Annotated in this window: 19 protein-coding genes and 1 pseudogene; 10 read left to right on the top strand and 10 right to left on the bottom strand. The window is 69.7% G+C overall.

Annotated elements, in window-relative coordinates; genetic code table 11:
• Positions 1-126: 126 nt before the first annotated feature.
• Positions 127-1,167, bottom strand: a complete 1,041-nt coding sequence (locus ABT061_RS33015) for a LacI family DNA-binding transcriptional regulator (RefSeq protein ID WP_350925388.1) — start codon at positions 1,165-1,167, stop codon at positions 127-129.
• Positions 1,168-1,518: 351 nt separating this feature from the next.
• Here ABT061_RS33015 and ABT061_RS33010 point away from each other — a divergent pair, with 351 nt between their 5' ends.
• The 5 genes from ABT061_RS33010 to ABT061_RS32990 are packed head-to-tail and all read left to right on the top strand — an operon-like array spanning position 1,519 to position 8,264.
• A complete protein-coding gene (locus ABT061_RS33010; protein ID WP_350925386.1) occupies positions 1,519-2,817 on the top strand; it encodes an ABC transporter substrate-binding protein in 1,299 nt (432 codons plus the stop codon).
• Complete coding sequence (locus ABT061_RS33005) at positions 2,811-3,764, top strand: carbohydrate ABC transporter permease (protein ID WP_350925383.1); 954 nt, start codon at positions 2,811-2,813, stop codon at positions 3,762-3,764. Before ABT061_RS33010 ends, ABT061_RS33005 begins: the two co-directional genes overlap by 7 nt.
• A complete protein-coding gene (locus tag ABT061_RS33000) occupies positions 3,761-4,576 on the top strand; it encodes a carbohydrate ABC transporter permease (protein WP_350925381.1) in 816 nt (271 codons plus the stop codon). Before ABT061_RS33005 ends, ABT061_RS33000 begins: the two co-directional genes overlap by 4 nt.
• Positions 4,573-5,571 carry a serine hydrolase domain-containing protein gene (locus tag ABT061_RS32995; RefSeq protein WP_350925379.1) on the top strand — a complete coding sequence of 333 codons (999 nt, stop codon included), beginning with the start codon at positions 4,573-4,575 and terminating at the stop codon, positions 5,569-5,571. Before ABT061_RS33000 ends, ABT061_RS32995 begins: the two co-directional genes overlap by 4 nt.
• Positions 5,568-8,264 carry a family 78 glycoside hydrolase catalytic domain gene (locus ABT061_RS32990; protein WP_350925377.1) on the top strand — a complete coding sequence of 899 codons (2,697 nt, stop codon included), beginning with the start codon at positions 5,568-5,570 and terminating at the stop codon, positions 8,262-8,264. The genes ABT061_RS32995 and ABT061_RS32990 overlap by 4 nt, the downstream gene beginning before the upstream one ends.
• 97 nt (positions 8,265-8,361) lie before the next feature.
• On the opposite strand, the gene ABT061_RS32985 is transcribed toward ABT061_RS32990, so the two are convergent.
• The 4 genes from ABT061_RS32985 to ABT061_RS32970 form a co-directional block, all read right to left on the bottom strand.
• The gene (locus ABT061_RS32985; protein WP_350925375.1) at positions 8,362-9,243 is read right to left on the bottom strand and encodes a glycosyltransferase family 2 protein; all 882 of its coding nucleotides are present in this window, start codon (positions 9,241-9,243) and stop codon (positions 8,362-8,364) included.
• A gap of 120 nt (positions 9,244-9,363) precedes the next feature.
• Positions 9,364-10,707 (bottom strand): hypothetical protein, encoded by a 1,344-nt coding sequence (locus tag ABT061_RS32980; protein WP_350925373.1) that lies wholly within the window; start codon positions 10,705-10,707, stop codon positions 9,364-9,366.
• A gap of 7 nt (positions 10,708-10,714) precedes the next feature.
• Complete coding sequence (locus tag ABT061_RS32975) at positions 10,715-11,458, bottom strand: hypothetical protein (RefSeq protein ID WP_350925371.1); 744 nt, start codon at positions 11,456-11,458, stop codon at positions 10,715-10,717.
• Positions 11,459-11,550: 92 nt separating this feature from the next.
• Positions 11,551-12,585, bottom strand: coding sequence for an NAD-dependent epimerase/dehydratase family protein (locus tag ABT061_RS32970; protein ID WP_350925369.1), 1,035 nt, complete (start codon positions 12,583-12,585; stop codon positions 11,551-11,553).
• Positions 12,586-12,779: 194 nt separating this feature from the next.
• On the opposite strand from ABT061_RS32970, the gene ABT061_RS32965 reads away from it, so the two are divergent.
• On the top strand, positions 12,780-14,081 hold the full coding sequence (locus ABT061_RS32965) for a helix-turn-helix domain-containing protein (protein ID WP_350925367.1): 1,302 nt from the start codon (positions 12,780-12,782) through the stop codon (positions 14,079-14,081).
• A gap of 149 nt (positions 14,082-14,230) precedes the next feature.
• Here the strand turns inward: ABT061_RS32965 and ABT061_RS32960 are convergent.
• The 4 genes and pseudogenes from ABT061_RS32960 to ABT061_RS32945 all read right to left on the bottom strand — a co-directional run.
• Positions 14,231-14,576, bottom strand: a pseudogene (locus ABT061_RS32960) (transposase); the annotation flags it as partial.
• Between the two features lie 161 nt (positions 14,577-14,737).
• Positions 14,738-16,462: a S8 family serine peptidase gene (locus ABT061_RS32955; protein ID WP_350925365.1), complete on the bottom strand. Its 1,725-nt coding sequence runs from the start codon at positions 16,460-16,462 to the stop codon at positions 14,738-14,740.
• Between the two features lie 703 nt (positions 16,463-17,165).
• Positions 17,166-17,486: a protealysin inhibitor emfourin gene (locus ABT061_RS32950; RefSeq protein WP_350925363.1), complete on the bottom strand. Its 321-nt coding sequence runs from the start codon at positions 17,484-17,486 to the stop codon at positions 17,166-17,168.
• Positions 17,487-17,496: 10 nt separating this feature from the next.
• Positions 17,497-18,603: a M4 family metallopeptidase gene (locus ABT061_RS32945; RefSeq protein WP_350925361.1), complete on the bottom strand. Its 1,107-nt coding sequence runs from the start codon at positions 18,601-18,603 to the stop codon at positions 17,497-17,499.
• 277 nt (positions 18,604-18,880) lie between these two features.
• Here ABT061_RS32945 and ABT061_RS32940 point away from each other — a divergent pair, with 277 nt between their 5' ends.
• The 4 genes from ABT061_RS32940 to ABT061_RS32925 all read left to right on the top strand — a co-directional run bounded on the left by ABT061_RS32940 (position 18,881) and on the right by ABT061_RS32925 (position 24,787).
• Positions 18,881-19,720 (top strand): metallophosphoesterase family protein, encoded by an 840-nt coding sequence (locus tag ABT061_RS32940; RefSeq protein ID WP_350925359.1) that lies wholly within the window; start codon positions 18,881-18,883, stop codon positions 19,718-19,720.
• Positions 19,717-20,367, top strand: a complete 651-nt coding sequence (locus ABT061_RS32935) for a 4'-phosphopantetheinyl transferase family protein (protein WP_350925357.1) — start codon at positions 19,717-19,719, stop codon at positions 20,365-20,367. The genes ABT061_RS32940 and ABT061_RS32935 overlap by 4 nt, the downstream gene beginning before the upstream one ends.
• Positions 20,368-21,307: 940 nt before the next feature.
• The gene (locus tag ABT061_RS32930) at positions 21,308-24,238 is read left to right on the top strand and encodes a M20/M25/M40 family metallo-hydrolase (protein ID WP_350925442.1); all 2,931 of its coding nucleotides are present in this window, start codon (positions 21,308-21,310) and stop codon (positions 24,236-24,238) included.
• Between the two features lie 279 nt (positions 24,239-24,517).
• Positions 24,518-24,787: a hypothetical protein gene (locus ABT061_RS32925; RefSeq protein ID WP_350925355.1), complete on the top strand. Its 270-nt coding sequence runs from the start codon at positions 24,518-24,520 to the stop codon at positions 24,785-24,787.
• 350 nt (positions 24,788-25,137) lie between these two features.
• On the opposite strand, the gene ABT061_RS32920 is transcribed toward ABT061_RS32925, so the two are convergent.
• Complete coding sequence (locus ABT061_RS32920) at positions 25,138-25,797, bottom strand: LuxR C-terminal-related transcriptional regulator (protein WP_350925353.1); 660 nt, start codon at positions 25,795-25,797, stop codon at positions 25,138-25,140.
• Positions 25,798-25,799 lie beyond the last annotated feature (2 nt).

Genomic DNA, 25,799 nt, shown 5'->3' with positions numbered 1-25,799 from the left:
GGGGGGTTCCTTCGCGTCGGAACACGGTGACATGGCGGTCCCTCGCGGGGACCGCTCAACGGGATGCTCGTGCCGGGGCGGGGTGCTTCAGGAGATCCCGGTCAGCGGCGGGTCGACGCCGTCCGGTCACTCCCGTCCGGCCGGTGGGCCGGTGGTGCCGCGGACGACGAGGGTGGGTGAGACGGAGGACAGGACGGACCGCCCGCGGCCCTCGATGCGCTCGACGAGCAGGCGCGCCGCGGTGGCCCCGATGACGTGTCCGTCCTGGTCGACGCTGGTCAGGGAGATGGGCTTGAGGGAGGCGATGCCGATGTTGTCGTATCCGGCGACCGACAGGTCACCGGGGACCGACAAGCCGGCCTCGTAGGCCGCGCGCAGCACCCCGAGGGCCGCGACGTCCGCGCCGGCGAAGATCGCGGTGGGCCTGGCCGGCCGGGCGAGCAGCTGCCGCGCCCCCTCGTAGCCGCCCTCCTCGGTGAAGGAGGTGGCCACCACGTCGATCCCCTCCGCCAGGCCCCTGGTGCGCATGGCCTGGCGGTAGCCCTCGGCGCGGACGGCCTGCGGGGAGTCGGCGCCGGAGGCGCGCCCCCGGTCGAGATGGGTGATGTGGGCGATCCGCCGATGGCCGAGATCGGCCAGATGGTCGACCACCAGGCGGGCGCCGACGACGTCGTCGTCGACCACGGAGTCGTACTCGGCGGCACTTCCGTGACGGCCGATCACCACGATCGGCGTCGTGGTGGCGATGGCGGCGAGTTCCGCACTCGACATGACCGGAGATATCAGGATGATTCCATCCATGCTCCGATCGATCATCGCGTCGGTCATCCTCGCCTGACTTCTGGGCTCGTCCCCGCCGGGGCCGAGCAGCACCTGGTACTCGGTGCCGCCCAGCCGGCCGGTGACGCCCTCGATGATGTCGGGGAAGAACGGGTTCCTGGTGTCGGACAGCATCACACCGAGGGTGTAGGTACGGCCTCGCATGGCCCTGGCCGCGGCGTGCGGCCGGTAGCCGAGCTCGTCCATGGCCTCACGGACCTTGGCCCGCATGCCGGGACTGACCCCGTAGGCCCCGCGCAGCACCTTGGACACGGCGGCCGTGGAGACGCCGGCCCGGCCTGCCACGTCGGCGATGGTCACCCGGCGCGGTGCTGATCCTGTGGTCACGCGAGTCCTTCGGTAGGCGAAAGTGGGAACGGCCCCGCGGCGAGCCTCGGGGGAAAGCGGGGCGAATCGCCGGGCGAGCGCGGCGCCCGAGTGTAGAACGAAATACATTCTGGCAATGCAGAGGCGACGGTACCCGGTCGAAGCCATCCCCGCCAGACCCGAGTTTTACCGCTTCTTAACGAGTTGGTCACCTCGAACGTGGCTCTTGACGCCACAAACGCCCCTGGTCTAACAATGGAGAACGTTCTACGAAACATGACGGAAACCCGCATGTCTTGTGGCCCGGAGGCGTGCAGGCGTCCGCCCGGAGGCCGACTATCACCAACCCCGTGACGAACAGGAATAACGAGCATGAGGGTATCGAAACGACTGCTTGGAGCCGCGGCCTGCGCCGCCCTCACCCTCACCGCGGCGGGCTGTGGCGGCGCCGCCGAACCAGGCGGAACCGGCGGCGGGAAGGTCACGCTGACGCTCTGGCACAACACCGCCGACCCCGCCCCGCTGGTGGAGATGTACAAGCGGTTCGAGCGGGAGTCGGGCCACACGATCGAGCTGGTCCCGATCCCCTCCGACGGGTTCGAGGACAGCACCCAGACCAAGTGGGCCACCGGCGAGCGGCCGGACATCCTCGAATACCACGCCACGGTGAGCAACCTGCTCGCCCTGAACCCGTCGGAGAACCTCAGGGACCTGTCCGGCGAGGCGTACGTCGCCAGGTCCGGCGACCTCTACAGCAGCGCGGGCGCCACGGGGGGGAAGGTCTACGCGGCCATCACCGGCTTCCCCCAGGTCTTCGGCCTCTACTACAACAAGAAGGTCCTCGCCGACGCGGGCGTCAAGCCCCCGGGAACGTTCGACGAGCTCTCGGCGGCCTGCCGCGCGCTCTCCGCCAAGGGCGTGACGCCCGTGTTCGAGTCGGGCGGATCCATCTGGCCGGTGCAGATCCTGCCGCTGCTGTATGTCAGCGCCAGCAACGAGGCCAACGCCTACGGCAAGGCCATCGCGGGCCACACCGCCTCGCTGGCCGACCCCGGCTCGCCGTTCGTGGCCGGGCTGAGCTCCTACAGGAAGCTGCAGGACGACGGCTGCTTCAACAAGGACATCACCACCGCCACGTTCGAGAACTCGATGAAGGCCCTGGTGACCGGCAAGGCCGCCATGGTCGCCCAGCACTCCGACATGCTGCCGGCCATGCTCGCCGCCGCCGGCGGCGACCAGCAGAAGGTGGACGACACCGTCGGGTTCACCGGGCTGTCGAGCACCAAGGCCGTGGTGACGTACGCGCCGGGGCCGATCGGCACCTTCTACCTGCCCAAGACGGGCGACGCAGGACGGGAGCAGGCCGCACTGGACTTCGTCCGGTTCATGACCGGCCCCGCCTACGCCGACTACGTGAAGTCCGCGAAGACCTTCCCCGTGCTCCAGGGGGTGGAGGGTCCGCAGGACGTCTCCCCCGTGCTCCAGGACGTCAAGAAGGCGTACGACAACGGCGCCGTCATCGCCTTCAACTCCGACATCCCCGGCATGGCCGGGCTGGCGCCGCTGATGTCGGAGCTGATCGCCGGGCAGAAGGATCCGCAGAAGGCCGCCACCCAGTTGCAGGGCCAGGTCGAGCAGGCGGCGAAGGCCGCCGGGCTGCCCGGATGGTGACCTCGGTACCCCCGCGCGAGCGTCCCCCAGGCAGCGAGGCCACCGAGACCACACCTCCCGCCCCGCACCCCGCCGGCGGGGGCGGCGGCGAGACCGGGGACCCCGGGCGGCGGGGCTGGCTGCCCTGGGCGCTGCCCGCCGTGCTGCTGGTGGCGCTCTTCTTCGCGCTGCCGTTCGCGCTCAACGCCCGCTTCGCCTTCTCCGCCTGGACGGGGTTCCGCTCGGAGATCACCTGGAACGGCCTGGACAACTTCCGCACGCTCGTCGAGCAGGATCTCCTGACGAACGCCGTCACGGTGACCGTGCTCTACGCGATCCTGTGCATGGCCATCCAGAACACCGTCAGCCTGAGCCTCGCGCTCGCCCTGCAGCGGACGGACCGGGTCAACACCGTGTTCAGGTCGGTGTTCTTCCTGCCGACTCTCGTCTCGCCGCTGGCCGCCGGTTACATCTGGCGGGGCATCCTCGATCCGGCGGGCCCGGTCAACTCCTTCCTCGGCATCGACTGGGCCTGGCTGGGCGAGCCCGCGACCGCGTTGCTCACGGTCGCGTTCGTGGACGCCTGGAAGTGGAGCGGGCTGATCACCCTCGTCTACATCGCGGGCCTTAACTCGGTGCCCAGGGAGCTCATCGAGTCGGCCACGGTCGACGGCGCGGGCCCCTGGACCCGCTTCGCCCGGGTGAGGTTCCCGCTGCTGGCCCCCGCGATCACCTTCAACGTCGCGGTCACCCTGGTCGGCGCACTCAGCGCCTACGACGTGATCGCCGCCACCACCGGCGGCGGCCCCGGCGACCACACCAGGGCACTGAACATCGTCATGCGCCAGCAATGGGGTCAGGGGTTCTTCGGCTCCGCCAGCGCGCTCAGCCTCACGGTGACGCTGCTCGTGATCGCGACGGCGGTACCCCTGGTCTGGTGGCTGCGCCGCAGGGAGGTCACGAGATGAGAGTCGTCAAGTACACGCTGCTGTCGCTGTTCGCGATCCCCTGGGTGGTCGTGCCGTTCTGGCTGGTCGTGGTGAACTCCTTCAAGCCCGCGGGCGAGGCGGCCGAGCTCGGCCTCGGCCTGCCCCGGCAGTGGGCGATCGTCGAGAACTACACGACCGTCGTCGACACCGGCGACTACCTGGGCGGGCTCGCCAACAGCCTCATGATCGCGGTACCCGTCGTGCTGGCCGTGCTGCTGCTCGGCGCGGCGGCGGCGTGGGCCTACGGCCGAGGCGACTCGCGGTGGCTGCGCGCGACCTACTTCGTACTCAGCCTGTCGATCCTCATCCCCCCGTCGATCATCCCGACCGTCCACGTGCTGCGCGGGCTCGGCCTGGACGGCACGCCGTTCGGCTACGCGCTGGTCCTGATCGGCACCCGGCTGGGCATCGTGGTCTTCCTGGCCACCGGGTTCGTCAGGGCCTTCCCGCCCGACCTGGAGGACGCCGCCGCCATCGACGGGGCCTCCCGGCTGCAGATCTTCGCGCGCATCCTGCTGCCGCTGCTGCGCCCGGTGCTCTTCGTCGGGAGCGTCATCCTGGTCATCAACGTCTGGAACGACTTCTTCTTCGGGCTGTTCCTCCTCAAGGGGCAGGACAACGCGACCCTGCCCCTCACCCTCTTCCAGTTCGCCTCCGGCACGCTGCAGACCCTGCAGTGGAACCTCGTCTTCGCCCACGTCCTGCTGACCACACTGCCGCTGGTGGCGGTGTACGTGTTCGCGCAGAAGCACGTCCTCGCCGGGCTCACAGAAGGAGCACTCAAAGGATGACCGACCAACCGTTCGCGCTCGCCGTCGAGTGGGTGAGGCGCATGGTCCGCGAGGGGAAACTCCCGTGCGCGGTGCTCGGGGCGGCCACCTCGCAGGGCACGGTGCTGCTGGAGTCCTTCGGAGAGCACGACGGACGTGCGACCCGCGCCGACGACCACTTCGCGCTGTTCTCGGTGACCAAGCCACTGGTCGGCCTGCTGGCCATGCGCCAGGTGGAGCGGGGCCTGCTCTCGCTGCGCCGCCCGCTCCGTGACGCGGTGCCCGGCTTCGGCGGGCTGCGCTCCGACGAGGTCACGCTCTGGCACCTGCTGACCCACACCAGCGGCATCGCCGAGCAGACGCTCACCCCGGACGACCTGGTGGAGCACCTGATCGCCGCCCCCGCGCTGTTCGAGGCGGGCACGCTCAGCCAGTACTGCAACATCGGCTTCGCCGGCATCTCCGAGATGATCAAGGATGTCACCGGCAGGGATCTGGCCGACGTGATCGACACCGACCTGAACGCGCTGGTGCCCGGCGGCGGGCGGATCACCTTCGACCCGGCCTGCGACCCGGCCGAGGTCAGGGCCGTCGAGCTGCTCGGGGTCGACTACGACAGGTTCGTCCGGCTCCGGCATCCGGCCGGGGGCCTGTTCTCCCGTGCCGAGGACCTGCTCGCGCTGGGCAGCGCCCTGCTCCGCGGCGACCGGGCGCCGGTCCACCCGATCACGCTGGCCGCCATGACGGAACCCCAGACCACAGGCCTGGTCAAGCTGCAGCCCGACCCGGTCAACGCCGGCCAGGACTGGGGGCTGACCTGGAACCTGCGCCACTCCGCGCCCGGCCTGCTGGAGCGGCGGCTCTACGGGCACGGCGGCGCCTCCGGATGCCAGTGGTGGATGTATCCCGACCACGACGCCTGCTTCGTACTGCTGATCAACGTGATGGCGCCCAGCCTGCACGGGGTCGACATCGACGGACTGCACAACGCCTTCACGACGGGTCTCGGCGCATGATCCACGTCCCGGGAACCCTCGGCATGGCACGGGCCGTCTCGGGCGGCCAGGTGCCGGTCGGCTCCCCCCCGCCCGCCGAGGCGGTCGCCTGCCACACCTGCGGGCTCACCGACCCGGTCGGCGTCGACGATCCCTCCCCGCGCCTGTCCTGGGCGGCCAGGCTGCTCCATCCCGAGCGGCTGACGGTGTCCACCGGCGGGCGCGAGGTGTGGGCGCGGGACCTCCCGCCGGGTACGAGCTGGGCCGATGTCCCGGAAGAGGTGCTGGAGCCGCTCACCCCGTACACCTGGTCGGTCGCCGGGCACCTCGGCGGCACCTTCGTGACCGGCCTGCGCACGGGCGGCGCCTGGGACGCCCCCTGGGTCGAGGACGGCGGGAACGAGAGCGGCGAAGGCGTCGTCCGCCTCGGCGGGACGTTCGGCTGGGAGCCTCGGCCGGGACGGGTCTGGCTGGCGACCACCGCGCTGGGCGTCTACCGGGCGCTGCTGAACGGTGAGCGGCTCGGCGACGAGGAACTCGCCCCCGGCTGGACCGACTACGGCCGCCGGGTCCGCTACCGGCTGGCCGACGTCACCGCGCTGCTCCGTACCGGGGAGAACCTGCTGGAGATCTGGCTCGCCCCCGGCTGGTACGCCGGTCACGTCGCGGCGGGCGGGCCGCGCCGATACGGAGACCATCCCGCCGCCAGCGCGCGGCTGTTCCTGCGCGACCCGGAGGGCGTTCATCCGCTCGCGGCCACCGGCCCCGGCTGGACGGCCGGAGACCTGGGCATGCCCCGCGCCGACCTGGTGATGGGCGAGACCGCCGATCTCGAACCCTCGCCCCGCACCGGCGAAACCCCACCCGGCCGGGACGGAACCGCGCGGCTCACGGGTTCCGGCCGGGAGCGGGCCGTGGCCGTGGCGCAGCCGCCGCCCGGTCTGCTGGTGGAGGCCGACCCCGCTCCCCCCGTGCGGGAGATCGGCACCCTGGCCGCGGTGTCGGTCACCGAGCCCGTCCCGGGTGTTCACGTGCTCGACTTCGGCCGCAACGTCGTGGGACGGCTCCGGCTGCGGATCGACACGCCCCACCCGGTCCATCTGGTGGTCCGCCACGGCGAGGAGCTCACCGCGACCGGCCGCCTCTACGACGCCAACCTGCGCACGGCCGAGCAGCGCGACGAGTTCCTGCTCCCGGCCGGACGCCACGTCGCGGAACCCGTGTTCACCTTCCACGGGTTCCGCTACGCGGAGGTCACCGGATGGCCCGGCGGCATGTCCGAGGGCGACGCCGAGGCGGTGCTCCTGTCCTCGGCACTGCCCGTCACCGGCACCCTGACCGCCTCCGACCCCGCCGTCAGGCAACTGCTCTCCAACATCGTCGCCTCCGCCGAGGGCAACCTGCTCAGCGTGCCCATGGACTGCCCGCAGCGCGACGAGCGGGCCGGCTGGACCGCCGACATCTCGGTGTTCGCCTCGACGCTGAGCTTCCTCCGGCACACCCAGGCGTTCCTCTCCAGCTGGGTGACGACGCTGATCGACGGCCAGCGGCGGGACGGGGCCGTCCCGCACGTGGCCCCGGTGCTGCCCGAGTACGGCTTCGACTCGCCGGTCTGGTCCGACGCGATCGTGGAGGTGCCCTGGCTGCTGTGGCGGCGCTACGGCGACGACCGGACCCTGCGCCGGGCGTACGGGCCGATGCGGCGCTGGGCCGACTACTGCCTGGCGCAGTGCGACGACGGGGTCCGCCCCGGCCGGGCGCTGGGCGACTGGCTGGCCCCCGGCACCGTGGAGACGCCCAAGAGCCTGATCGCCACCGCCGCCCTCGCGCGGAGCCTGCGCCTGATCGCCGACGTCGCCGGCGTGCTCGGCGAGCCGCACGCCAGGGAGTACGGCGAGGCCTCGACCATGGTCTCGGGCGCCTTCCAGCGGGCCTTCCTCACCGAGCATCGGCTGCGCACCGAGACCCAGACGGGGTACGCCCTCGCCCTGGCCTGGGACCTCGTCTCGCCTGAGCACCGCGCCCGGACCGCGGCGGCGCTCGCGGAGCTGGTCAGGGCGGACGGCCACCGGCTCATGACCGGTTTCGTCGGCACGCCGCTGCTGCTGCCGACGCTCTCGGAGACCGGCCACCATGACGTCGCCTGCCGGGTCTTCAACCAGGAGGGGCACCCCTCCTGGCGCTACCAGCTGCGGGCGGGCGCGACCAGCATGTGGGAGCGGTGGGACGCCTGGCACCATCGGCGGGGCATGCACACCCCGACGATGAACTCCTTCAACCACTACGCCTACGGCTGCGTCGGCGACTGGCTCTTCCGCCACGTCGCCGGTGTCGGCGACGACCCCCGCGGGGTGAACGGAGGGTTCACCGAACCGCTGCTGCGCCCGGGGCCCGTCCCGCTGCTACGGCAGGCGCACGCCAGGTACGACAGCCCCGCGGGCACCGTCGAGTCGGGATGGCGCGCCGGACCCGACGGTCTGCAGTTCGTCTTCCGCGTCCCGCCCGGCGTGACCGCCCGCGCGGTGCTCCCCGTCCATGGCACCTGGGACGGCATGACCGTCAACGGCACCTTCCTGATGGGGCTGGCCGAGCGGCTCCCCACCAGGCGGCTGGCCGACGGCTCGTGCTCGCTGGAGCTGCCGTCGGGCCGCTGGTCGATCACGGCCCCGGCCGCCGCCGCGGACCCGCTGCTGTCCGCCTGGGACGAGCTTTGACCCCCTCCCCTCCACGCAGGGCGAGAGCCTTTTTGTATGTCTGGGGTCAGGGGAGACGGCGGTCACCGAGGAGCGGCAGGCCGAGGATCCAAGGCGCTCAAACGATCGGGGGCCGACCAGCAAAAGTCAGCCGCAGCACAGTAGCCCAGGACATCGGCCGGCGCTGTCCGTGTCCCCCGCGCAAGCCTTCCCAGAGGCCGCCAACCCAGACGGCGAGGTTCGCCCGCGACCGGATCCGGATGACGCTCAGCAGTATCCAGGTAGCCAGGTAGATGGGGATCAGGGGAGCGGGCAGGCGGCGGTAGGCGAGCCAGACCCGGTTGCGGGCGACGAGCCGGTAGAACGCGGCGTGCCGGGCGGGGTCAGTGGCTGGGTGGTGGATGACGATGTCGGGTGCGTACCAGCCGGTGCGGCCGAGGTCCCACAGCCGCCAGGACAGGTCGATGCCCTCGTGGAAGAGGAAGAAATGGCCGGGCCATCCTCCGGCCCGCTCGTAGGCGCTGCGGCGGACGAGGACCACGCCCTCGGCCATGACGGTGACGGTGCCGGGCCGGGCGGCGCGGCTGGCGCGCAGTCGCGGGACCCAGCGACGCAGGGTGACTCCGGTGTCAGGGTCGGCGATGCGGGGCTGGATGTAGGCGGCCCCGGGGCGGCGGCGGGCTTCGTCGACGAGCCGGGCCAAGACGTCGTTGGTCGGGAGGATGGCGTCGTTGTCGAAGAAGAAGATGAACTCGCCGCTGCCCGTTCCGGCGAGGGCGTCGGCGCCGACGTTGCGGCCTTGGGGGATGCCCTCGTTGACGGGCAGGGTGACGGTGTGCACGCCGCCGGGCACGTGGTCGGGTGTGACGCCGTTGCCCACGATGACCACGCGCAGGTCGACATCCTGCTGAGCGAGGAGGGAGGCCATCGCCTGAGGGAACACGTCAGGACGGTCGTTCATGGTGAGGACCACTACGTCGACGGTGGCCTTGTCGGTCATCGGCGTCTCCCGGACAGGTGAGTGCTCGGCACGTAGAGGAGGTGCTACCTGCCCGGGGGCAGCAGGTTGTCGCGGTTTGTTCATCTCACGGTCAGGCCGTCGTCATCTCGGCGGCCTACCCTAACAAGATGCGGTCGGCGTGGCTGCGTTCTTGGGGGGACCGGCGTGGCCGATGGCGGTCAGGTATAGGTCGGTGAGGCGAGGAACGAATATCACGTCGAGCTGCTCGACCGGGTGGAGCAGGCCCCGATCGCACGTCTCGACCGCCCACACCTTGGGGCTGGCCGGCCAGGCCGGGTTGACGCCGATCTCGCCCTTTGGGAGGACGCCGTTGAATGGGGCCGGAATGTGTCGGCTGTTCCAGAAAACGTGTGCCTCCAGCGCCTTGGCCTGCTCAACGGCGGGGTAGAGCCGTGGGTAGCGGGCGCTGGTGCGCATATCCCGGAAGACCAGCTGGCCGAGCAGGTGCGGCGCGACCTCGGTGAGCGTGTCGAAGTCGGCGCCGTGGAAGGTCACGGATGTCGCGTCCTGGCCCGGGGGAAGCGCCAGGCAGGTGAACAAGTACGGCAGGCGGCGTCGAGTGTAGGCGGGCGCGCCTGCCGCCAGGCCAGGCTCGACCTGCCCGACGAGGTGCAGCAGCTGGCGGTGGTCCGGGTTGAACAGCGCCAGGTCGAACAGGCGGCCCATGGTGGCTACCGCGCTGAACGCGATCTGTTTGTACAGGCGGTTGTTCATCTCCCCGGCGTCGGCGTACGCCTTGGTCTGGGGTGCTGTGGAGTGGAGCAGCAGGTACTCCGACAGCACCTCGAAGTACAGGTAGCCGATGTACGGGAAGATCGGCACGGCCGCGGCGAGACGGTCGACGAATTCACCGTCCGGGATGTCGACCCTCTCGCAGGCGATGGCCATCAGCAGGTCGAGGAAACCGGCCGCCGTGCGCACCCGGTCTACAGCCGCCAGGCGCAGTCGGGCGTCCTCGGCGTCGGTGAGAAAGGCGCGGTGGGTGAGGTAGGTCCGCAGGTGGATACCGCCTAGCCGCAGGTAGTCCAGCCCCTTGGCGGGCATCGGCGTGTCGCGGGGGATCTCGATGACCAGAGGCTGCTGGGTGCCGCGTTTGGTCTCGAGCAGGTAGGCGCCCAGATTGTGAGGGCGTAGCCCGTCAGGTTCGGCGGTGAGCGGGGCGCAGTACAGCGCCCCCACCAGGCAGCCGGCGGACGGGCTCACCTGCCCGCTGGTGCGGATCGCCTCCAGCGCCCTGGTCATGTGCATCAGGTAGATCGGCTGTCGGCTGGTCAGTGTCCGCAGCATGGCGTTGCCGTCTGGCCGCAGCAGCCACCCGTTGGGTGTGTCGTGTTCGAGGTGGTGGCGCCAGTCGGCGTCGCTGGTGGCGAGTCCTGCCGGGCCAGGTCGCGTGGTGGAGGCAACGTAGTCGGTGTGGGCGTGTTCCCAGTCGTCGAAGTTCATGACGCTCCTACTGGTCGTGGCCGAGGAGGGCCAGGGCGTGGGTGAGGGCATCGTGGTGGGTGGCGCCGTCGAGGCGGGCCTGCTCGCTGCGGACCACGAGGTCGAAGGCCACGGCGTGCAGCCAGCTGGGAACGGTGATACGCAGGTACGACGGGTCGGGCCACCAGCGCGTGAGGGGTAGCCGGTAGCGGTCCAGGCAGTCGGCCGCCTTCAGCAGGTCGACCGGCAGCCGGGCCGTCTGGTAGGCGCGCTGCTCCTTCGGCGAGAACACATGGTGGGGGACGTCGTGCAGGCCGATCGCCACGGCGGCCTTCGCCAGGGCGGCCGCGGACGTATGCCAGCCGCCGACGGCCAGGACGGTGGCGTTGTTGCGCGCGAACCAGTGGGCGGCCCGGTGCCCGTGCCCGGGGTCGGCGCGGTCGTCGCGTCGCCGGCAGTCGTGGACCGCGGCGGCCGCGCACAGGGCCACGGTGTCGTCGTGGCTCAGCTTGTGCTCCTGGGCGAGCAGCGAGGCGAGCAGGCAGACTCGGGCGCCGTGCCTGACGCCGTGGATGGAGTCGACCCCCCGCGCCTCGACGAACCAGGCGGCCTCGGGGACCAGCAGGAGCAGCGGGTACGGCAGGGAGGCTGCGGGGGCGAGGGTGGGGCGGTTGGCGGTGATCCAGTCGAGGGTGGCCTGATCCATGAACTGGTGGGTGGACAGGTGCCCCTGCTGGGCGAGTTCTCTGAGCGGTGCGGCAGGTGAGGTCACGGGCGTTGCCTTCCGGTGTCGCGGTGCGCCTTGGTGGGATCGGCCGGTGGCGCTGCAGCGCCACCGGCCGTGCAGCTGCGCGCGGTGGTGTGTCAGGCGACGGCGGGAACCGCGGCGGCCCGCATCCACTCCGGGATCGCCTGAGAGTTGGCCTGCAGCCAGGCGACGTAGCGGTCGATGCCGTCGCGCACGGTGATGCTCGGCTGCCAGCCGAGCAGGTCACGGCTGCGGGCCGTTGCGGCGTAGCCGCCAAGCGGATCCCCATCCGGGCGCGGAGTGTTCACCAACTGCGCAGAGGGGTAGTGGGAGGCGATGCGCTCAGCGATCTGCCTGACCGAGGTCGCGACACCGGTGCCGACGTTGATGGTCTGGCCAGCCGCTCCCGGGGCGGCCAGCGCCAAGACGGTGGCCTTGGCGACGTCGTCCACGTGCACCATGTCCCGCACCTGGTGTCCGCCGCCGTGCAACTGCAGCGGCAACCCCAGGTGTGCGCCCATGGCCAGACACGCCACCATCCAGGAGTGCGAGGCCGGCTTCGGCACCTGCGGATCGCCGTAGACGCTGAAGTAGCGCAGGATGGTGTACCGGGTGCTGATGCTGCCGGTGAGCATGAGTCTGGTCTGGTGCTCCCCCCACAGCTTGCTGTTGGCGTACACCGAGATCGGGTGTGTCGGCCTGTCCTCGGCCCATTCGGCGGCGCCGTCGGCGTGGGTGGGGCGGTCCCCGTAGACCGACGCTGAGGAGATGAACACCAGCCGCTGCACCGAGGGGGCGGCGAGGACCTCCTGCAGGACGGTCTGGGTGCCGGCGATGTTGGCGGCGAACGCGTCCGCTGGCCGTCGGGTGCAGGCCGCCACGTCGGCGTACGCCGCGGCGTGGATGACGTAGTCCACACCGCTGACCAGGGATCGGACGGTGGCGGTCTCGCGGACATCGCCCAGGACGACCGTCGTCTCGTCCAGGCCGAAGAGCTGGCGGACCGGATGGGGGTAGGCGTCCAGGAGGTCGAGCACCACCGGTTCGGCGCCGATGGTGGTGAGGAGCCGCACGATGCGGCTACCGACGAGCCCTCCGCCGCCGGTGACGAGCACGCGAGCCCCGGTAAGGCGATTCAGGAGATCGTCCATGATAAGGAACCCTTCCGATCCGATGGATAGGTGGCCGTGTTCGGCCTGCCATCAGAGAAGCGTCGGCGCCTGCCTCCTCACCAGCGCATGTGCCAGGTGCGCACGCCATGTGCAGGATCTGCAAATCCAGCTTCTTGGAGAGGGGCGGCAGGCGTACGGTGGCCGTGACCAGGGTGTCGTGGCCAGGAGTCGCGATGGGCGGGCAACGAAGCACGCACAATGATGATCAATGGCAGTCGCCGCAGGTGCGGGCACTGGTCGCAGCCCGTGACGTCGGCGGTGTCATCCGGTTCGCGCGGCAGTTACGGGGCTGGAAGCAGTCCGACCTAGGGCAGGCGGCGGGTTACTCGGCGTCGACGATCTCCCGGCTGGAGACGGGGCGGCGGGCCGGGCTCGACCTCCAGGTGCTGCGCGACGTCGCCGACGCGGCCGGAGTTCCCAGGTCTGTCCTCGGTGCTTTGATCGCTCCGGCGGTTACGGTGGTAGCAACTCAAGCGAAGGAAGACGACTCGATGCGCCGCCGCACCCTGCTGTCCGCCGCCGGGCTCGCTATCCCTGCTCACCTACTCTCCCAGCTCGATGACGCGCTAGCGGTCCTGCCGACGCCGTCGAGCCCTCCAGTCTCCGCGCAGATCGCCGCTCGGCTGGCTCGGGCCCGAGCCAACTTCGACAGCGGCGATCTCACCCAACTTGTCACCGAGCTGCCCGACATGCTCGCCTTGGCCCACGAAGCGGCCGAAACCCAAACGACGCCGGCCGCCTACGCGCAGGCCGCCGCATGCTACGACGTGGCGACCGAGGCCCTGAGCAAGATCGGTCGATACGAGGCGAGCAGGATCACCGCAGACCGCGCCAGCACGTTCGCGGGCTTGTCCGGCTCCCCGATCAGCATGGCCACCTCGGCACGTGCGCTGAGTATCGTGCTGCGCCACGATGGCCGAGCCAAGATCGCCGACCGGCTCACTCTGCAGGCCACTCACCGTTTGGAAACCACAGGTCTTGATACGTCGGCCCGCGTCGCCGCTTACGCCCAGATGCTGTGCACCTGCGCCTACACTGCCGCGCAGGCAGGAGATCGGGATCGCGCTCTCGACATGATCAGGCAAGCTGCTCGCATCGCCAACCGTCTGCCCCCGCAGACTCCCGGGACTCCCGGTCAGCCGTTCACCAGCGCGCACGTCAGCCTCTATGAGATCGGCGTGCACTGGTCCCTCGGCGACGCTGGGGCGGCTCTACGCGCGGGGCGTGATGTGCACCCCAGTCAGCTGCGTACCCCCGAGCGGCGAGGGCGCTTGTACACCGACCTGGCGCGGGCGTGGTGGCAGTGGGGCAAACCTGAGCAGACCGTGTCGGCGTTGCTGAATGCGTGCCGGGAGTCGCTCGGGGAAGTGCGCGCTCGGCCAGCTATCCGCGCGATGGCGGTGGATCTGATCACCCAGCATCCTCGGGTGTCTGGTGTGCAGACGTTGGCCGTCGCTATCGGCTATCGGCGCTGACCTGTGTGGCCCTCGCGTCCCGCGGAGCGAGGGCGAGCGCGGGGATGCGACACGCCCCGCCCGGACCTGCCAGGCCACCAGCGGTAGGCTCTGAGGCTACGCAGGGAGTAGCCCAGGCCGCCGGACCCCGTGACGGAGACACTGTCCGCAAGCAGGCGAGCTCGGAACTCGCTCAGCACCGAGTAGTCGAAGCCGGAGTCGGTGAGCTCCAACCCGAGCGCGTATTTCCAGTCGATCCGGGCTCGCACGGCCTCGGCCGCCTGCCGGTCCGACAACCCCTCGCCGAACTGCAAGATTGACACCAGTGCCAGCCGCGCGGGGGACAGGGCAGGGCGGCCACGTGTGGAGAACGCCACAGCAAAGTCCTCACCCTGGAACAGGACACCCAGCTCGTCCCGGATCCGGATCGCCATGCTCCCCTTCGGGAAGGCCGGCGCGCGCCACCGCCAAGGTGGCCGCCGGAATCTGGTCAGGACCTGTCGAACGCAGCGACACCCACGACTCCATCCGCGAGCAGGAAAAACGATAGCGGCCCCATGATCACGGATATGATCATGGGGCCGCTGCTTTTTGATCTACTTCGCCAACAGTGTCTCCACGCGGGGCGGGGCCGGCCCGGTGTCCGGCCGCCGCGGGGGCCGGACACCGGGTTCGGGTCAGCGCACCGCCCGCAGGGCGTCGACGATCCCGTAGCCGTAGAAGCCGTTACGCGGACCGCCTCCCTCGCACGTGTGCGTCGCGGTCGCCGTGCCGCCGTCCGGCAGATGCCTGGTGTAGGTGTGGGCGGCCGGGACGGGGCAGGCCGTCCTGGTCGCGGTGCCCTTGAGCACCATCTCCACCACGGCGGGATGCAGCGTCTTGCCGCCGTGCACCCGGTCGGGCCGGCCGAACTTGGCGACGATCAGCGCGGCCACCCCGGCGGCGCGCGGCGAGGCCATCGAGGTGCCCTGGAGATACTGGTAGTAGGCGCAGACCTCGCCCCGGCAGCTGCGGACCACGTTGGTGACGTTGGGCGTGCCGTCGGACTTGAGCTGACCGCGTTGCCTGGCCAGCGCCTCGGGGTAGGCCGCCAGCGTCGCCCTGGTGACGTCGCGGGTGCCGTCCCCGGTGTCGTAGACGTCACCCCCCGGGGCGGCCACGTCGACGTGACCGTCGCCGTAGTCGGAGTAGTACGCCTTGCGCCCGCTGACCCCGGTCGAGGAGACCGAGATCACGTGCCTGCCCTCGCTGGGCATGGAGACGCAGCTCGGCGGGATCGTGCGCGGGCGGGGCCGCTCGCCGGGAACACCGGCGAAGTCGGGACTGGAGCCGTCGGCGAGCTCCTTGGTGTAGTCGGTGGCGCCGTTGCCCGCCGCGGACACCAGGGTCACGCCCCTGTTGTAGGCGTAGGTGAGCGCCCGCTGGGCGGCCTTGATGATCGTGGCCTGCTCCAGCCGCTCGGCCGGGGAGTCCGCCGGGTTGTCGACGCAGTTGAACAACCACGGATCGATGTAGTAGCTCATGTTGACCACATCGACGCCGATGTCGGCGGCATAGGTCAGCGCGTCGACGCTGGGCTGCAGGAAGAAGAAGCCGGAGTCCTGCCCGGCCCGCAGGTTCACGATCGAGACCTTGGGGGCCACACCCGACATGCCGAGCCCGTTGACCGGCGAGGCGATCGACGACGCCACGTGCGTGCCGTGGTCGTTCTCGTCGACGTCCGCCGGGTCGTTACAGGAGTGGTCCGGTTCGGCCGCGCACGGGCCGTCGACCTCGTTGCCGTCGGCGTCGACGGGGATGTCGACGGTGAAGTTGCGGCTCAGCTCGCGGTTGAAGTTCGGCGCGATGTCGGGGTGGGAGCCGTCCACGCCGGTGTCGATGACACCGACCAGCACGCCCGGGTCGCCCTGCTGGTGCCGGTAGGAGCCGTCCACCGTCGCGTGGATCTGCTTCATGTCCCACTGCAGCTCCGACAGCGGTTCCGCGGTGGGAGCGGCCCCGCCGAAGGTGGAGGCGGCGGGGGCGCCGTCACCGGCCTTCTCCACCGCCCTGGCCTGAACCGCCGGGCGGCCCGCGACTCCCCTGGCGGTCGTGGGCACGCGGCCGATGGACCGGTTGTGGGCGATGTCGTCGATCGCGTCGGCGTCGCGCACCGCCTCGGCGAAGCGGTTGTTCCTTGTCGTGACAGTGGCGACGCCGACCGCGGCGTTCTCCTTGAGGATGCTTCCGCCCGCCGCCCTGATGACCCGCTGGGCGTCGGCGGGACGCGCGCCCTCGGTGTACAGCACGACGTACTCGACCTCCGCGCCCGGTTCGGCGATCGCCCGCCGGGCCTGCGCCCGGGGCATCGGCGCGGCTGCCGCGAGGGCAGTGACGGCCACGGCGATGATGACCCGTTTCACATTTACCTCCAATATCGTCAAAAGACCCCCCGCACCGGCAATCCGAGCGTGTAGATATTTGCCGCCAAGGTGTAATCGATCCAACAAACACTAGAAATCTCACTGCCCCTGCGACCTGCACGCATTGGCGAATCATGCCATCACTGAACCCGCACGTGAGGATTCCCACTCCAAAACCAACGAGGGCACGGAATTTCGCACTGTGAAATCCCCTTCAAAAGGGGATGAGGCGTAACCGGCACCGAAATTCGGCGTGGGATCCGATTCGCGACCTACGGGGCCTTCCGCGCGACCGAGGTCTCCGGCACGGCGAGCCCGGCGGGTCTGCCAGAAGGATCCGGGCGAGGACGGACCCTCTCGGCGAGACCGCTACGAGACACGCCGCGATCACGGCTGCGAGACATGACAGCGCACGCGTACTCTTCCGGCGACACGTTGACGGTGACGAGTGGTCACGGGGCCAGGACAGGCGAAAGAGAGCCAACGGCGGCTGTCCTGAAGAGACCGTCCCGCAGATTCACCCAGGCCCGGGAACTCCTGGCCGCCCATACCGACGAGGACCCGCCGCGCCCCCCTGTTCCCACGCGACCTGCACCGCCTGGCCCCTTGACCTCGTAGCGACTCTGCGGTGCGGCCCGTCCGGACATCACCGGAACGGGTCGCACCCGCTCGGCGTGACACTCCTTCTGGCACCCGAGCGGGGTCAGCCGGGCGGGCCGACCCGCTCCTGCCTGCCCGGCAGCGAGGTCACGTACGAAATGAGCGCACGGAGCGGGCCGGAAAGGTCGCCCTCACCGGCGCGCACCGTGTGCGCCCGGCCGCCGTCCTCGACGGTCAGCTCGTAGTCGAAGCGGTCGGGCTGCCCGCCGGAGGCGCCGGAGCGCTCCGGCGCATCGGACAGCCCGGCCCGCTCCACCCTGGAGCGCAGCTCGGCGACCTGCTGCGGCGCCAGCGACGCCGAGTCGACCGTGGTGGTCGTGACCAGACCGGCGATGCCGCCACCCCGGACGATCGAGACCTTCATGAGCACGATCCTAAACCGGCCCCGCCTGGAGAACCCCGACCTGTTGCCAGGCCGCGCGTACCTTGCGCTGTTCGTCGCCGTCGGCGCCGAACAGTTCTCCGGCCACCTGCACCGTCGCCTCCGCGGCCTGCCGGAAGTCGGAGCGCGGCCGGAGCCGCTCGGTGAGGGTGACGTACCAGATCCGGCCGGCGCGCTCCCAGGCGTTGCCGCCGATGGCGGTGGCGGCGAGGTAGAAGGCGTGGTTGGGGATGCCGGAGTTGAGGTGGACGCCTCCGTGGTCGTTGGCGGGGTTGCCGTCGTCGGGCAGGTCCAGGTAGTCGCGCATGTGCGCGGGCTGGCGGTCATGACCGCCCGTGGGGGTCGACCAGGCGGTCCCCGGCGCCTTCAGCGATCGCAGGGCCGTCCCACGCAGGGCGCTGCCCAGGATGCCCTCGCCGATCAGCCAGTCGGCCTGCTCCGCGCTCTGCCCGAGGCCGTACTGCTTTACGAGGGACCCGAAGACGTCGGAGAACGACTCGTTGAGCGCCCCGGACTGCTTGCTGTAGACCAGGTGCGCGGTGAACTGGGTGATGCCGTGAGTAAGTTCGTGGGCGACGATGTCCACGGCCTTGGTGAGGGACCCCTTGTTGAAGATCTGCCCGCTGCCGTCACCGTAGATCATCTGGAAGCCGATCCAGGCGGCGTTGTCGTAGTCGTTCCCGTAGTGGACCGAGGAGACGATCTCCAGCCCCCGCCCGTCGATGCTGTCGCGCCCGAAGACGGTCCGGTAGAAGTCGTAGGTGGCCCCCGCCCCGTCGTACGCCTCGTCGACCGCCGCGTCACCGAACGGCGGATCGCCCTCCCCTCGCCTCTTCTTCCCGGGAAGGTCGAAGTCGCCGCCGTTCTCCGCGTCGTAGACGGTACGTACCATGCCGGGGGCGGGCGCCACGTCGGCGATGGTGAGGGTGAGCCGGCTCAGCGCGCCGGTGACCGACGCACGCTGCGCCCGGGAGGTCTCCGATGCGGTCAGGGTCCGGAGCGCCGCCTCCCGTTCCTCGGGGGTGCCCTGCTCGGCGACCGCCTCGAGCAGGTCGGGGGGCGCGATGCAGCACGCTGGCATGCTGTCGAAGGTAGTCATACGCCAAGAATCATCGCCATCCACGGCAATCGCATGAGTATCGCCGTACTCGTATGGCACCGGCCGGAGACAACTTAGTGGCGGACCGGGGTGTGCCTCAGGGGAGCGATCGTGAGAGGGTTCTTCTGCTTGGTGATCACGGGGGCGTGACCGTGCCCGGGGAAGCGGGCGGGACGGAGGCGACGATGATTGACGAGAAGGTACCGGGGGCACTCCCGGTGCCGGCGCGCGACGGGCGGCCCGCGGCGGCCGCCGCCTCGCCGGGGACGGGCCACGCATGACGTCACTGCTGGCCATCAGCGACCTGCACATCGGCTACCAGGAGAACCGGCGCATCGTCGAGGAGTTGCGGCCCACCTCCGCCTCCGACTGGCTGCTGGTCGCCGGGGACGTCTCGGAGAAGGTCTCCGACGTCGCGTGGGCCCTGGGACTGCTCGCCGACCGGTTCGAGAAGGTGGTCTGGGCGCCCGGCAACCACGAGCTGTGGACCCATCCCAGCGACCCCGTCCAGCTGCGCGGCGAGGAGCGCTACCGGCACCTGGTCGAGGTGTGCCGGAACCTGGGGGTGGTCACGCCGGAGGACCCGTACCCGACCTGGAGCGGGCCCGGTGGCCCGGTCACCGTCGCCCCGCTGTTCGTGCTGTACGACTACACCTTCCGGATGCCCGGCGTGGCGACGAAGGAGGAGGCGCTGGCCCGCGCGTACGACAAGGGCGTGGTCTGCACCGACGAGATGCTGCTGCACCCCGACCCCTACCCGACCAGGGACGCGTGGTGCGAGGCCAGGATCGCCGAGACCGAGCGGCGCCTTTCGGCCAGGCCGCCCGGCGTGCCGACGGTGCTGGTCAACCACTATCCGCTGGTGCGCGAGCCCACCCTGATCCTGCGCCACCCGGAGTTCGCGATCTGGTGCGGCACCGAGCGCACCGCCGACTGGCACCTGCGCTTCGACGCCGCCACCGTCGTCTACGGTCACCTGCACATCCCCCGGACCACCTGGCACGACGGGGTCCGCTTCGAGGAGGTCTCGTTGGGCTATCCGCGCGAATGGCGTCCCCGCTCCACCACGCCCGGCCGGCTACGGCGCATCCTGCCCAGCCCGCAGCCTGTCGCATGATCGAGAAGATCCTGCCGCCGTGGGTGGCGAGCGCGGAATCCTTCGACGACCCGCCGGGCGTGACGCTGTTCCCCGAGGAGGAGGCGGTCATCGCCCGCGCGGTGGACAAGCGGCGACGCGAGTTCACCACCGCGCGCCACTGCGCCCGCCAGGCCCTGGCCCGCATCGGGCTGCCGCCGGCGCCGATCCTGCCCGGCGAGCGCGGCGCTCCGGGATGGCCCGGCGGGGTGGTGGGCGCCATCACCCACTGTGCCGGGTACCGCGCCGCTGCCGTCTCCCGTGACGCGCTGACCGTCGGCATCGACGCCGAACCCCACGAGCCGCTCCCCGACGGCGTCCTGGACGCGGTCTCCCTGGAGGCGGAGCGGGCGGCGATCGCGCGGCTCGACGGCGGCGTGCACTGGGACCGGCTGCTGTTCAGCGCCAAGGAGAGCGTCTACAAGGCGTGGTTCCCGCTGGCCAGGCGCTGGCTCGGCTTCGAGGAGGCCCATCTCACCTTCGACCCGTCCGGTACGTTCACCGCCCGCCTGCTCGTCCCCGGCCCCCTGGTGGCGGGCCGGGAACTGACCGGCTTCACCGGCCGCTGGCTGGTGGCCGACGGCCTGGCGGTGACCTCCATCGCCGTACCGGACCGGTCGGCGCCCTGACCTTGGAACATGATCTGAAGCCGTACTGGACCTGAAAGGCTCGACGTGACACGCGAGGTGGCTTCCATGGGCGTGGTGTGTGGGCATCCGGGCCCGCGCTGGGCCTATCGCGGTTGGAGAGTGCGGTGTCGTGCGTGGTGAAAAGCGCAGCAAGGACGAGTGGAGGCGGGGCCGCTCCGCGGTAGTAGAGCACATGCTGCAAGGCGCGGACCGGATCACGCGGAACACGCGGCCCCACGGCGGCGGGAATAGCCAAAACGGCACTCACCGAGCCCCTTCTCCACCTCAATATGCATCGACGAAGTAGCGGCCCTTCCCTCACCGCCGGTTATGTTGTCCGGTCGGCTCAAGCAGTACTACGGCCGCCTCCGACGCCCACCCGGCCGGCAATCCACTTCCCGGCGTCGACCGGTTATAGGACGCCACGCTCCGGTAACACCTTTCGCAGGTCACCGGGCCGGGAGGGCCTCCCCAGTTCCCGCCGTCACTATCGATACGTTCCGCGCCCCATACGCCGGGGAGTTCTTCGCGGCTGCAATTCCCAGGCTCTTCGCCGCTTCCATGGCCTTCACCCCGATCTCGAGGGACTCGGCTCTCCCTTGTCCCGTCCGAAGACGGCTGAGTAACGACGCCGCAGGCTTCGCGTCATGCTACGGACCGCATCGTCGCTCCCCTTTACAGGGCTTTTGACGCTGGGCTTCGACCCCGCCCGTTTCCAGACGAAGCCGCCAGCCTGCTACCGGGCCTCCTGGCAGCTACCCGGACCGGACTCACACCGGCGCTTACGAACATGCAGATCAGCCGCTATGTCACGGCTCCAGTTCTACTGGGCGCACGAGATCACCTCATTGACAAGCTTGGGAAGAGCCTGAAAGGGTCTCGCGTACAACGAAGATCATCCTACGTTTTTTGGGTCTGACCATTCAGGGAGATCACGGTGATGCGGAAGAAGCCTCTTGCACTGACACTTGGCATGTCATTGCTCCTGTCCATGGGTGTAGTGGCTAACGCGTCCGCGACCAGCTTCGGCGAGGAGCGCTTCCAGCCGAGTGTCACCTACGATCTGTCGGTGACCGACGCCGAGCGCGACGCGATCCACGCGGAAGTCGAGGCGTTGGCTGGACGCGTCAACAGCGCGCGGGCGGGGGACGGCACCTACGACCCGCTCAGTCTGATCGGGGCGATGCTGGACGGGTCGAGCTACGACTCCATCTCCCGAGGCGGCACGGCCGCGACGGCGTACCCCTTCCCGGTCAGCAACACCGAAGCCAACCAGAACGAGTACGACCGCAAGGTCGCCAAGCTCGCCTGGGTGGTCAAGCTGGCCACCGACCTGGGTTTCCCGGTGGTCGTCCAACGCCAGCCCGACAAGTACGTCTACGCGGAGATCGGTGACCCGGACGCCCCGGAGATGGTCATGGCGTTGAGCCACCTCGACTCGCCGACGGCTTCCGTTTCGCCAGCCCAGCTGGCGCGCTGGCGGAACGCCGATGGCAACCTCGGCACTCCTGGTGCGTACCACTCGCCCTATGTCCAGGACGGCTGGGTCTACGGGGCGGGCGTGCAGGACGACAGCGGCCCGACGCTGGCGACGCTGCTCGCGGCCAAGGCGCTGCTCGAGGCGGGGTTGCCCCTCGACCGACGCATCCGCATCGTCATGGGAATCTACGAAGACGGCGGTCCCGGCACGCCCTCGACGACGAACACCGCCACCTTCCAGTCCATCCCGTACAACTCGAACCCGAGCTTCTACGACAACTGGGCCTACAAGAACCTCAACCGGGAGGAGATCCCGATTGCGGCCTACACCTCCGACTCGCGGTTCCCGGTCATCGTCGGCAACTCCGGATCGGTGACCCCGTCGGCGTCGATGAGCTTGTCCGCAGACAGCACCAAGGCCTTCCGGCTGACGGATGCCACAGCCGGCGTCACCCTGCGTGAAGGCGATCCGACGCTCAAGGACATCGCCTACGGCAGCACCACGCAGATCGCCTCCCGGGCAATCTTCACCCTCGACGTGGCGGGGGCCGGCTCCACCGAGCGCGACCGATTCGTAGCGGCGATCACCGCCGCCGCGACCACGAAGGGTTGGCTCCCGGCTGCTCCCCGCACCACCCCCAAGGTGCAGACCATGATCACCGGCGACTCGCTCACGCTGGAGATCAACACCGATGTGGCGATGGAGATGCCGACCCCGCAGTACGGCAAGAATGCCGTCGTGTGGGGGATGTTCCTCCTCTCCAAGGGACTCGGCGCACTGGGAACCACGGCCGCCGACATGCAATTGAAGAAAGCCGCCGACGGCATCGCCGACCTGTTCTTCCGCGACGGTGTCGAAGGCGAAGCCTACATCGGCAAGTACATGGGCATCCCGGCGAGCCTGTTGCGCAACCCGAGCAACGGCACCCCGAACCTGACCTTTGCCCTCATGGGAGGCATCAATTCGGAGACCCCGACGAGCTTTTACACGGACGCCTCCGGCAGCCTCAGCATGCCGATGTATGTGCGCAGCATGCACGTCACCGCGGCTGACTCCAGCCAGGCAACGACGGCGGTCACGGCCACCTTCCAGGCGAAGGGGTTCACCATCGGCAACCTCGGCTCGCCCGTCGGCGCCGGGTTGTACGTCACTCACGACAACCCGCTGACGGCTCTTCAGTTCGGGAGCTACCAAGCCTCGATCAACCGCAACCCGGAGAAGTTTGCGGATCCATATTCCCTCAGGGACGTGGTCTATCCGCAGGGCACGACCGGCGGCACCCTGGCCAGCAACTTCCGCAATAAGATGACCGCCTTCGGCGCGGTGATCCCGGGTAACGAGCGCTGGTGGCACACGGCCAACGAGCGGATGAAGGTCGACTCGGCAGTGCAGATGACCAAGATGATGGCCGATGGCATGCTGGAGATGGCCAGGTACTCCGGGCCCGCCGGTGCCAAGTTCATGTGGGCAAGCATCCCGGGGCTGAACTCCGACCGGGCGGACCTCGACCTGCTCGACGTCACGATCGGAACCTACAAGGACGCGTCGGCCGCTGTCAGCACAAGCCAGTTGGGCACCCAGGCCCTGCTCGGCGCCACCTCGTTCAACATCCCGATGTGGAACGGGCGCGGCAACTCGACTCCGACGGCCTCGGCTTTCGCACTGGGGCACGCCCCGGGAGGGGTCTACTTGCCCCTGACCGACACCGAGTACCTGAACACCACGTACGTGTCGCCGATGCGCTTGGAGTTCAAGGTGGAGCGCCCCGACTACATGTCGGACGCGGCTTGGGCGAAGTTCGTGGCCGGCGGCTACGGCGACTTCCAGTTCAACATTCTCGTCGGCGACGCGGTTGTGCCGCTGGCCGTTCCTGCGGGGCAGAGTGCGGACAAGTACTTCTCCTCGCGCATCTCGGCCAACAACCCCGACGCCATCTACCTGTCGGTCAACCTCGCGATCACCGATGCCCCGTACACCGGGGTGCAGGCCATCCTCGCGGATTCCAAGACGGACCTGTACACGGTCAATCCGACGTACTTGGCCTCAAACCCAGATCCGTTCCCCGGGCGCGGAGCCATCGAACAACGGGGCTTCTTCCTGTTCGGTGATGGGCACAAGAACGCGGAGTTCTCTTCACCCGATGCGGTCTACGTGACAGTCGCCAACGCGGTCATCGATGCCAAGCCGTCGGCGGCGGTGAAGAAGTTGAAGGGCAACAAGAACGAGTTGACCATCACGGTGAAGCAGACCCACATCGACGGCAGCGAGTCTCCTGTGACGGCCACGTTCACCATCAACAACAACGCTGCCGGCACTTACACCGTCGGCGATTACAAGGTATACGTCGAAACCAAGGGCAACACCCAGGTGCGATCGATCTCCATCGTGTGACGCGTGTGAACCGGAAGTTCAGCGCGCGCACGAGAGGGCATGCGCGGTGGCAGGATGCCTCGACTCGGGGTTTGCGGCCGCCGGGGTGCGAGGCACATTGACAACGGAGTGGAGCCATTGAGGTGATCTCAGCAGGATCGATCCGGACAGTTGGGATTTGATGTCGCCAGAGTGGTACTGCGACAGGAATCGGGATGGATCGCGATGCCGGTGAAATAGGCGTGGAGCTTTCGGTAGAAGAGGTCTCACCACAAGTCTTCTTCAGCCAGAAAGCCCCACGTGATCACTTATCGTGCCGCGCTCGCCGTTCCTCGGGAACTGGTTCACCATCTCTCCACGCTGCTGGCGGCCGAACGCCGCCGATTGGGCGCCCGCAAGGGATCTCGGGCGCTGACCTGTTTCGCACAGGCGGTGATGGGACTGCGCTGGTTTCGCGACCGCACCGACCGGGCCGCCCTCGGCCGCGACCACGGCATCTCCCGCGCCACCGCCTACCGCTACATCGACGAGGTCATCGACGTCTTAGCCGATCAAGAGCCTCTCTCCTAGCGACCGCAGCGCAGATCCGCGCCCGGGCCGGTGAACTGGCAGGTCGCCCAGATCGCGACGGCCTGCCTGCGCTCCGTTCGTCGCGGAACATGTTGGTGATCAAGGCAAGTGTGGACGGCATCGTAGTCGCGCCAACGATGCCCAGCAGCGCACACGATACGACGGCCCCGGCCACGCCCTCTACCTGCCGGGCAACGGTGGCCCCGCCAACGGATGCGTGATCGGGCACGCCACCCGCTACCTCGTCGACCTGAGACTTCCCGCCCCCGGTACCGTCTGCCGCCCCGGGGAATGACTCCCCAGCCCCTGCCGCCCCGCGCCCCCTCGCCGGGCCCGGCGCGGCGGGCGGGTCAGACGACGCCGGCCTTGTGGGCGAAGACGGCCATCTGCAGGCGGTCGCGGAGGTTGAGCTTGCACAGCAGGTTGGAGACGTGGAACTTGACGGTCGCCTGGCTCACGTACAGCCTGCTCGCGATCTCGGTGTTGTTCAGCCCGTCGGCGACCAGGACCAGCACCTCGTGCTCGCGCTCGGTGAGCGACTTGACGGCCTCGGGCGGGCGGTAGGGCAGCCCGTTCTCGAACCGCCGCAGGAAACTGCTGGCGACCTGCGGCGCGAAGAACGCCTCCCCCCGCGCGATGGCCCTGATCGCCCCCACCAGCTCGTCCTGGTCGCTGGAGCGCAGCAGGAAGCCGCGGGCTCCGGCGCGTACCGCGTCGAACATGGCCTCCGGCTGCTCGGTCAGGATGACGCTCCGCACCGGACCGGCCAGGGAGTCGGCGCGCAGCCGCTCGGTGACCTGGATGCCGTCGAGGCCGGTGAGCCGCTCGTCGACGAGTGCCACGTCGGGCCGCAGGCCGCGGGCCTTGGAGACCGCCTCGAATCCGTCACCGGCGTCCCCCACGACGCGCAGCCCCGGTTCGGCGGCGAGGATCGAGCACAGCGCGGTGCGGAGCAGCCTCTCCGAGTAGCAGATCAGGACCCGGATATCCGTGGTCGAGCTGTTCGTCACCG

The sequence above is a fragment of the Streptosporangium sp. NPDC002544 genome (assembly GCF_040295965.1).
Classification (GTDB): Bacteria; Actinomycetota; Actinomycetes; order Streptosporangiales; family Streptosporangiaceae; genus Streptosporangium.
The sequence above is the reverse complement of the archived record's forward strand: the minus strand, read 5'-3'. Positions and strand labels throughout refer to the sequence as shown.

What these genes read in the sequence shown, in the direction of transcription:
- ABT061_RS32935 (WP_350925357.1), top strand. Translation starts at nt 19,717, where the DNA reads ATGATCGAGAAGATCCTGCCGCCGTGGGTGGCGAGCGCGGAATCCTTC.
- ABT061_RS32940 (WP_350925359.1), top strand. Translation starts at nt 18,881, where the DNA reads ATGACGTCACTGCTGGCCATCAGCGACCTGCACATCGGCTACCAGGAG.
- ABT061_RS32945 (WP_350925361.1), bottom strand. Translation starts at nt 18,603, where the DNA reads ATGACTACCTTCGACAGCATGCCAGCGTGCTGCATCGCGCCCCCCGAC.
- ABT061_RS32970 (WP_350925369.1), bottom strand. Translation starts at nt 12,585, where the DNA reads ATGGACGATCTCCTGAATCGCCTTACCGGGGCTCGCGTGCTCGTCACC.
- ABT061_RS33005 (WP_350925383.1), top strand. Translation starts at nt 2,811, where the DNA reads ATGGTGACCTCGGTACCCCCGCGCGAGCGTCCCCCAGGCAGCGAGGCC.
- ABT061_RS33000 (WP_350925381.1), top strand. Translation starts at nt 3,761, where the DNA reads ATGAGAGTCGTCAAGTACACGCTGCTGTCGCTGTTCGCGATCCCCTGG.
- ABT061_RS32950 (WP_350925363.1), bottom strand. Translation starts at nt 17,486, where the DNA reads ATGAAGGTCTCGATCGTCCGGGGTGGCGGCATCGCCGGTCTGGTCACG.
- ABT061_RS32995 (WP_350925379.1), top strand. Translation starts at nt 4,573, where the DNA reads ATGACCGACCAACCGTTCGCGCTCGCCGTCGAGTGGGTGAGGCGCATG.
- ABT061_RS32990 (WP_350925377.1), top strand. Translation starts at nt 5,568, where the DNA reads ATGATCCACGTCCCGGGAACCCTCGGCATGGCACGGGCCGTCTCGGGC.
- ABT061_RS32965 (WP_350925367.1), top strand. Translation starts at nt 12,780, where the DNA reads ATGGGCGGGCAACGAAGCACGCACAATGATGATCAATGGCAGTCGCCG.
- ABT061_RS33010 (WP_350925386.1), top strand. Translation starts at nt 1,519, where the DNA reads ATGAGGGTATCGAAACGACTGCTTGGAGCCGCGGCCTGCGCCGCCCTC.
- ABT061_RS32985 (WP_350925375.1), bottom strand. Translation starts at nt 9,243, where the DNA reads ATGACCGACAAGGCCACCGTCGACGTAGTGGTCCTCACCATGAACGAC.
- ABT061_RS32930 (WP_350925442.1), top strand. Translation starts at nt 21,308, where the DNA reads ATGCGGAAGAAGCCTCTTGCACTGACACTTGGCATGTCATTGCTCCTG.
- ABT061_RS32980 (WP_350925373.1), bottom strand. Translation starts at nt 10,707, where the DNA reads ATGAACTTCGACGACTGGGAACACGCCCACACCGACTACGTTGCCTCC.